Source organism: Evansella sp. AB-rgal1 (genome assembly GCF_041820985.1).
GTDB lineage: Bacteria > Bacillota > Bacilli > Bacillales > Salisediminibacteriaceae > Evansella.
On record NZ_JBGUAU010000044.1, the window covers coordinates 21294 to 29355 of the forward strand.

Annotated in this window: 11 protein-coding genes; 8 read left to right on the forward strand and 3 right to left on the reverse strand. The window is 34.9% G+C overall.

All coding sequences use genetic code 11. From position 1 onward, the window contains the following. Positions 1–16 precede the first annotated feature (16 nt). From ACERII_RS24060 to ACERII_RS24070, 3 genes are all read left to right on the forward strand, one after another. Entirely contained in the window at positions 17–487 is a 471-nt protein-coding gene (locus ACERII_RS24060; RefSeq protein ID WP_373645511.1) for an SMI1/KNR4 family protein, read from the forward strand. A gap of 470 nt (positions 488–957) precedes the next feature. After that, positions 958–1092, forward strand: a complete 135-nt coding sequence (locus ACERII_RS24065) for a hypothetical protein (RefSeq protein ID WP_373645512.1) — start codon at positions 958–960, stop codon at positions 1090–1092. A gap of 118 nt (positions 1093–1210) precedes the next feature. Next, complete coding sequence (locus tag ACERII_RS24070) at positions 1211–1372, forward strand: magnesium chelatase domain-containing protein (protein WP_483867436.1); 162 nt, start codon at positions 1211–1213, stop codon at positions 1370–1372. A gap of 318 nt (positions 1373–1690) precedes the next feature. Here ACERII_RS24070 and ACERII_RS24075 read toward each other — a convergent pair whose 3' ends face one another. Both ACERII_RS24075 and ACERII_RS24080 read right to left on the reverse strand, forming a co-directional pair. Next, complete coding sequence (locus tag ACERII_RS24075; protein WP_373645514.1) at positions 1691–2248, reverse strand: hypothetical protein; 558 nt, start codon at positions 2246–2248, stop codon at positions 1691–1693. Positions 2249–2251: 3 nt separating this feature from the next. Further along, positions 2252–2521, reverse strand: coding sequence for a helix-turn-helix domain-containing protein (locus ACERII_RS24080; protein WP_373645515.1), 270 nt, complete (start codon positions 2519–2521; stop codon positions 2252–2254). A gap of 385 nt (positions 2522–2906) precedes the next feature. On the opposite strand from ACERII_RS24080, the gene ACERII_RS24085 reads away from it, so the two are divergent. The 5 genes from ACERII_RS24085 (at position 2907) to ACERII_RS24105 (ending at position 5634) form a co-directional block, all read left to right on the forward strand. Further along, complete coding sequence (locus tag ACERII_RS24085) at positions 2907–3134, forward strand: transposase (RefSeq protein ID WP_373645516.1); 228 nt, start codon at positions 2907–2909, stop codon at positions 3132–3134. Between the two features lie 344 nt (positions 3135–3478). Then, entirely contained in the window at positions 3479–3592 is a 114-nt protein-coding gene (locus tag ACERII_RS24090; RefSeq protein ID WP_373645517.1) for a hypothetical protein, read from the forward strand. Between the two features lie 168 nt (positions 3593–3760). Then, positions 3761–4405, forward strand: a complete 645-nt coding sequence (locus ACERII_RS24095) for a hypothetical protein (RefSeq protein WP_373645518.1) — start codon at positions 3761–3763, stop codon at positions 4403–4405. Positions 4406–4420: 15 nt separating this feature from the next. Next, on the forward strand, positions 4421–5110 hold the full coding sequence (locus ACERII_RS24100) for a pre-toxin TG domain-containing protein (protein WP_373645519.1): 690 nt from the start codon (positions 4421–4423) through the stop codon (positions 5108–5110). Next, complete coding sequence (locus ACERII_RS24105) at positions 5110–5634, forward strand: hypothetical protein (protein WP_373645520.1); 525 nt, start codon at positions 5110–5112, stop codon at positions 5632–5634. The genes ACERII_RS24100 and ACERII_RS24105 overlap by 1 nt, the downstream gene beginning before the upstream one ends. A gap of 189 nt (positions 5635–5823) precedes the next feature. On the opposite strand, the gene ACERII_RS24110 is transcribed toward ACERII_RS24105, so the two are convergent. Continuing rightward, a complete protein-coding gene (locus tag ACERII_RS24110) occupies positions 5824–7707 on the reverse strand; it encodes a hypothetical protein (RefSeq protein ID WP_373645521.1) in 1884 nt (627 codons plus the stop codon). Between the last annotated feature and the right edge of the window lie 355 nt (positions 7708–8062).

The following is an 8062-nucleotide window of genomic DNA, read 5'->3' on the forward strand; positions in this document are numbered from 1 at the left end:
TTAAAGGGGGATGGGTATGAGTGTAGAAAATTATCAAAAAGCAAAGGAAATTATTTTGAATGAAGAAGAGATTGCTGACTTTGTAGGTGGTCGTACAGATGAATTAATTAGTTTGGCTGAAGAAAGATTAGGGTTAAAGTTTACTGGTTTATATTTTGATTATTTAAAGACATTTGGAGCAGGTAATTTCGGAGCACAAGAAATTTATGGAATTATTAATACTGATTTTGAAAATTCATCAGTTCCAGACGCTATATGGTACACTTTAACAGAACGAAGGGAAATTAATCTACCTGATAATCTGCTAGTTATATATGATACTGGGAGTGACGAAATATATTGTTTAGACTATAATCAGCTTGATGATAATGGAGAACCAAAAGTAGTATCTTTTTTTCCGGGAGTTGACTTAGAGTGTCAAACATATGAAATAATTGCTAACGACTTTGGTGATTTTTTATTAGACTTAGTTAAGCAAGAAGTATAGAAATGAAAAACCTTGGTTTGCTATATGCCTTTCAAGGTGTTTTAATGATTAAAACGGAGTAATATAAAAAAACAACTCTTAACTAAACACACAACGTACTGCAAACCTACGAGATTGTTTGCAGTACATTCAATTTTATGAACCTCACTTACTATTTGATTTATATTCATACGAGTCAAAATGGTTTCCTAACACTCTAGCTATATGTTCAATCTAAGATCCCTAAACCCACTACTAGTAAGATGACTGACTTGTCCATTCTTAAATTTTAGGTGCCTGTCACCACCCGAAATATGTTAGAATTTGTCAAATATTGGATTTTTGTTCTTCTTACTTGACGCTAATTAATGAGTTAAACAGTTCCCTCAAAGTAAGGTTGGCAGTGTTGAATGATGTTTCATGACAAAAGAGATTTGTAGAAGTATGATATCTCTAAAAGAACATACGTTCCTTACTTTGGAGGCGGTTTAATGGCAACTGTTGTACCTAGTATTGGTCTAAAGGGATTAGAAGGGTACAAGGATCAAGAGGAAGTGCAATTGATTCCAGGAATGGAGGGGGGAAGTCTGGTAGGGTTACCCTATGCTTCCGTGAAAGAATCGTAAAATCGAGTAATGATGTCAGCATTGTATGCCAATCGATGTGAAGTACCTGATAAGAAAATAATTATTAACTTATCGCCATCGGAACAAAAGAAGAATAGTCCTTTATTTTGATCTAGCGATGGCAATAAGGAATATGAAAGAAGCAGGAGAGATACGGGAAATGATACCAAAGGAAGCACCCTTTCTTGGATTACTATCACTCGATGGTACGATAAAAGCAGTGGAAGGTATGTTACCTGCAATAGTTTCTGCAAAAAAAGAAGGATTTAAAATTCTCTAATTACCACATGTTGATGATTTTCCATTGAAGAAAATGGATGGGTGGAGTTACGTTTAACCTCAAACTGACTTTCTTCTGATAGTATTGGTAGGATAATAACATTGAGTAGTTCAAAAATGAAAGCGTGATCAACTTCATTTCTAATTAGATCATTGAAAGTCTTGAATGCCTCAGGTCTTTAAATGGAATTCTAATTTTCTAATGATAATAAACCTTTACATCAAATTCTGTAGTTGAAACAACCTTGCAATCAGCATTGGATCAGATGATATTAAAAAAGTACTTTTGTTTGTTGTTTGCTTAAATGCCTTTTTTCACTTATCTTAATTCCGGTATTATTACATCACTAAAATCTTTTGGGTGGTTTAGTCTCTCAATTTTATTGATTTCGCTTGAAACGTAATGATACAAAAGTTTATCTTCAGTCTTTTCAAATACCCATAACGCTTCATTCATATTTTTTATAGCATTTTCGGTTTGCTCCATATAGAAAAGACTTTCTCCCTTTTGATAATAGCAATGACCGAGTAAATAAATCGTTTTTAATTTTATACAGTTCTTAATACCTTTATTAGCATATTTAATTGATTCATTAAATAGTTTTTGCTGGTGATATGCCTTACTAATATTGTAATATAATCGAATCTTAACTTTATCATCCTTAATAAAAGGTAAAAAATTAAGATTATCTATTGCATTCAGTAGGATAGAAACACCTTTTTTATAATTTATATATTCGCAATAGAATACACCCAAACTAATCAAAATTTCTATTTCTTCGAATGTTGAAAACTTTCCCTTTTTTCCTAATGATAAAGAAGATTCTATAAGCTCAATACTTTTATTAAAGTTTTGTTCTAAATAATATACACACACACCTTATCCCCAAAGTAAAAATTGTTGTAATTCACGCTTCCGAAAGAGTGGGTTTTTTTGTTCAAGTTTAATTGATACCAATGCTTCCTTGAATTTCTTCTGAGAAATTAAATTCCTAATTTGTTGTATTGTTTCTGATAAGTAATCAATTTTGGGAGATGAGGAGTTGTTATTAGAGAAAAAATAGTTCGTATCTACCCCAAGTCTTTTAGCTATTAGGTAAAGAAGTGGTGCAGTTGGTATTGTTTCCCCTTTCTCAATACGACTAATCATCTCGGTCAGGTTCCTTGTCCTTCTATTGCAACTCAAAGAAGTTCTGGTGCGCCCCGTGCGACAGGAATCTCGAAAAAATGTTATTGAGAGTATCAAGTAAAAAACGTTTGAAGGACTAAGAGTTCAGAAGTTCTGGTACCCCCTGGGGCGGTAAATTGCGAAAGTCTAAATATAATAATGTAGTAAAGATGTTGAAAAAGTGGCTGTCATTGCATAGTGGGTTGTAGCTGTTATTTCGATATTTAGTAAAGAGTTGAGCAATTTGTATTTATATGACCATACAATAGATCCTGGTATTTGGTCTAATTTGATATTTGTTGTTATTTTAGATAGATAGATTTACAATGAGTTTATTAATAGAAAAATATCATAAAGGTTGATGCCTATGTCTAGAAAACATCGTGTTTGGTATCCGGGTGCATGCTACCATATTACTGCTCGTGGTAATCGAAGAACAGCGCTGTTTGAAACGCGAGAAGACTATCTCACCTATCTTTCCATCCTCGAAGATATCCGCAACATGTATCCATTTATTCTCCATTCCTACTGCCTAATGACAAGCCATATCCATCTCAAATTCAAACAACACAATTCCATATTAAAGATATTATGAAAGAACTTCATGCACGATATGCCGTTTGGTTTAATAGAGAACACCACTATGTGGGTCACTTATTTCAAGGAAGGTATGGTGCGCAATGAATGGACAATGACGCATATTTTTTAGAGGTAAGTAGATATATTCACTTAAATCCATTGGAAGCGAAGATGGTGGATAGAGCGCAAGATTATTCATGGAGTAGCTATCATACTTATATATTGGAATAGAAAATCCTCATGTTCGAACCTCAAAAGTACTCTCCTATTTTCCAGAACCTAAACAAACCCATTACAAACAATTCGTAGAAGGAACAATTACTTTGAATATATTGGAGGAAACAAAGAAAGGCAATCATTGTGATTGTGGGACTTCCGGATTCATCAGTGAAAGAATCGAATGAAAGAGTCTCCACAGCTGTACATAGTCTAGGATTGTCTTTAGTAGACATGAAATATTTGTCCTTTAGGTAGTAGGTATAACGTACCTATGTAGCTTTCCAGAACGAAAAATGAAACTATTTTACTAAGGAATTAGTTACATAATTCTCTAAACAATTGATTTCACCCTCCTTTATGATATTAGTAATAATTCCCATATTCACAGTTAATGTAACTGTAGGTAAAAATGAGGTGGGGTGCTTGTCGAGAATACAGGTTCGAGTATATGACGTACTCAGAACGAATAATCAGTTAGGAAAACAACGTTCAAAACTTTCTTCTACGAGAGGACAATTGACTTCGGTGTCGAATAGCATAGATAGGAAGATTACGGCAAGAAGAAACATTGGTGGACGTTTGAATAACATTGAACGCCAGCTTAGGGATTTAGAGCGGAAATTACATATGTTCGAGCAATTTGTCAACCATTCAATGGCATCATATCAAGAAGCCGAACGGAGAGTAGAGAGATACGGGAGAAATTATATCCTCTCTAGTAAACCGATAAAGTCCAGCAATCTAAATAAGTTTAAAGAATTAAAGGCGCGGTTTTCAACTACCGCAACAAAACGAGTTAACTCCACTAACATAAAAGATGCAAGTTACTTAGGCAAAGTTTTTCATGTACTTAGTAGCGGATTTCTCTCCAAGACCTTTAATAAGGTAAGGGAGGACACAATAAAGAGACCGATGGATTGGGTGCAAAGGAACCTCCAGAAAGCAGATGAGTGGAGTAAAAAACTAGCCGCAAAGGTTGCTTTTAACGTACTAAGTGATGGTTATCTACGGGAGCAGGCTACAAACCTTCATAAGACGATGAAAGATCCTGACTTAAAATGGTACTAGAAAACATGGAATTACGTGAAGACTTCGACAACAGTGGGCTATCACCAAGTGAAATCTGGGGCAGAGTGGACCTACAACTCCGTAAAGGATAACCCTAGACAAGCCGTCTCGACAGTAGCGGATTTTGTACCTATAGTAGGTAATATAAAAGGTGGAATGGAAGCCTTATCTGGCAAGGATTATATTACTGGCTATGAGTTTGAGCATTGGGAAAGAGGCGTTGCAGCAGCGGCAATCTTCGGAGGAGGTATCGCCAAAGCTGGAGGTAAAGGGTATAAACTTGTTAAGAACTCAGATTTTAGTTCTGTGCCGCATAATGCGAAGAGAGTGGATACCCTTGATAGCCATAATGTGAGTAATGTGGGGAGTGCTGGTAAGGGTACGGTAAAAGCTACACCTGATTTTGGTCGTAAGATGGAATATGTTTTTGGTAAAGCAACGGGTACTAAACACAATATCGACTGTTCAATAGCTATGGAAAGACAGTTGAATAGTATTGGGATTTTTAATAATGATAAAGGCAGGAAGCTTGTTCTAGGTAACTTAACTGATTCTTTCAATGATGCTTCAAGTATCTTAAAGACTCAAGATAATGGTCGAATCGTCAGAGAGTCTTTACTTAGTGGTCCAAATGGATTACTAAAAGTAGAATCTGTATGGGACAAAGAAAAATTGATAACAGTTAAACTTTTTGGAGGTAGATAATGAGAATAGTCAATAATCTTAGTGATTTTGTGCTTCAAGAGTTTGAGTCAAAATCAGAACTTGTAGAATTTGTTGAAGGTCATCAAAGTATAGTTATCAATGCTAATTGTATCGACATGAAGAAGTTTTATGGGATAAGTATTAAGACAATAGACTCTACCTTTATAGGTATTATTGGTGGAGGACATGGAATTGAACCATCTATATTGATAAACAAAATGGACAGTTGTAGTCTGATTGGTATTGATGAAAAAGTATATTGTGTAGATTTAAAAAACTTTGAAAATAGATGGATTAAGGAGTTTGATTCTATTGTCTATGAAGTGGTGAAAGCCACTGACTCAACTTTTCTTGTCATATGTGAGTTAGGTGTTGTTAGTCTTACGTACAGTGGAGAAAAACTTTGGGAGCATACTAGCGATGTAATCACAGATTTTGAGCTTTCTAGTAATATATTAAGACTATCTACTGAAGAGGAGGAGTACTCCCTTTTATTAGCTAATGGAAATATTGTTGATAAATAACTAAAACTTGTGATAGCAATAAAATAAGACTAAAAGCGGTGGGTAGAATATCTATTCATCGCTTTTCTTTTTGCGGGGATGGTAAATAAACACACGAGCTTGGTTGCAGTAACACCGCTTCCACGTTTGGAAATCGTGACTTTGTCGGTAAAGACAGCGTTTCTTCTCAAAAAGAAAAGCCCCGTGAATTCACACGGCAACCAGTGAAACCTTCAGGAACACGGTCTTTGGTGTCTTTGGATTTGTCAAAGACTTTGTCACTGGGGTCATTCGTGACGTGGTCAGCTTTGTTTTTGTCAAAAACATATTCCAATGTTCATCGAAAGAGTCTGAGAGTGTTGCTATTTTTTCTTCTAATTGATGTACTTTCCTACTTAATATTTGTTTTTCCTGTAAATATCCTGCTAGTTTCTCATTATCATATACTGGCTTTAATAATGATTGAAAATACTCAGCGTACTCATTTTCGAATTTTTTCGTAGCATACTCTACTATTTCCATGTCGATCTGATCTAATGAATGCTTCATATTTTCGCTAATTTCACCTGATGCTTTCGCAACTTCCAAATTTAAAAGTGCTTTATTATTGATTGTGTCTACACCTTTTAATAGAACGCCGCCTACCTTATTAAGTCTTTCTTTCTTTTTGCGTTGGTTCTGCAAATGGATAAACGTTGGATCCAGAATGGAGTATGCCACTCCCACAAACGAGTCGTCCACCATCGCTATTAAATGGTACACGTTATGCCCTAAGAGGTTACGATCAGCGGGGTTATGTGTATCAGCTAATAGTTGGACACCTTTTTCATCCCTATTCACAATAAAATGCATTAATGGTGTCATCCCCCACGAAACTTTGGCACTCCTTAATTGTTCATGTTCTTGATAAAAAGTGTAATCTTTCTTCTCCACAGCGTTTCTAATAGCTAGTGTTGCGGTTTCTTTTGATTTCTCCACTATTTTAAGTAAATTATTTGCTAATTCTTCCTTAGTGTTCTTGATAATTTGAATTCTTATATATGCTTCATCAAATTTATATAAACCTGTTTTTGCTTTTACATAATCTTCATCATATGATTTATCTGTTAGCTTTTTTAAGTGTTCAATTGTCGTAAGAACAGATGTGTAATTCTCATCTTGGAGAGCTTCAGATATATTCCTTTCAAGAGTTAGAATGTAGGAATCTTTCATTTTGTTTATTCTATCTATTTCCCTATCTAGCTCTGCCTTTGGAACTACGTGTAATTCCTTTTGGCTTTCAACTATAGTAATTGCATCCTCAAATAGGTTTTCTGCTAATGTTCTTTCTTTTTTTTCTTCTAGTAGTTCAAATTCATAGAGTGCTTTCTTTTTATCTAGCTCTTGTTTTAACTCGTTCAGTTTAGTATCATTCCAAATTTGTAAAGCGTGTAACATTTCGTAGTACTGATAGGCTCTATCGAACTGCTGTATCATCATGTTTAAAACACAGCCATGATTGTATAAGGAGGCTAGGTACTCAGAGTGGGAACTCACAATCCTGTTTTCCATGAGAATAAGTTCTCTAGTCGCTTCTTGGTAGTGACCTCCTTTAATTTGTTCCTCTAGCTGCAAAAGGCTAGTAGTAATGTGTTCCTCATACATTTTCCTTAACGTTTCATCTTCTACGCAGTGATTCTTTAAACTCTGAAAAAAGGAGGCAAACTCTTTCGAACCTAACGTTAGCTTTCGATCTCCAGATGTTAGTTCATATCTTTTCGTATCAATACTTGATAAGACAAGCTCTTCAAAGTTGATTGTCTTTGCGTCTTCTAACATTCGTTTCCAACCAACTAAATGCTTACAAATGATTATTCCATCTTTTCCAGAATTAAAAACGGTAGTGTCATACAAGGCTAAGATGGATTGGCCAGCCACTTTGTATATATTCGTTACATTCGCTAATTTCTTCTCTGGTATTTGATCCGTATGCAGAATGTTGGATACTAAGTGTTTTTTTGCAACTTCTATCACTTTAGTAGTTAATTGTTTGTCTATAACGTATGTACTCTGCTCTCCAGGGATTGAACTCTTTATTTTTTTCAACATTATCATTGTTTTCAACAATCATAGTACTTGTTTTTTCATTATTAGTTAAATTACCAAAAAATTTCTTTAACATAGTTGTACCTCACTCATAATAAATTTTTGATGTTCATAGTCTAAGGGTGTTTGGAGTTGGAATGTGCAATGTTGGTTTAAGTCAGGTTCTCCTTCAACTAATTTAGAATTAGCAAAACTAGGAATTCTATCTATATGCAACTAATATACCATAGGAATACGTAGATTTATGTCGTAATATGTCGTTTGGTGGTTGTGGGAAAGCGAGGGAAAATGGGAACGGGTTTACTTGACCGGTGCAAAATAGAAAAACGCAGGTAATTTCACACCCTAAATCACACAACTTTCG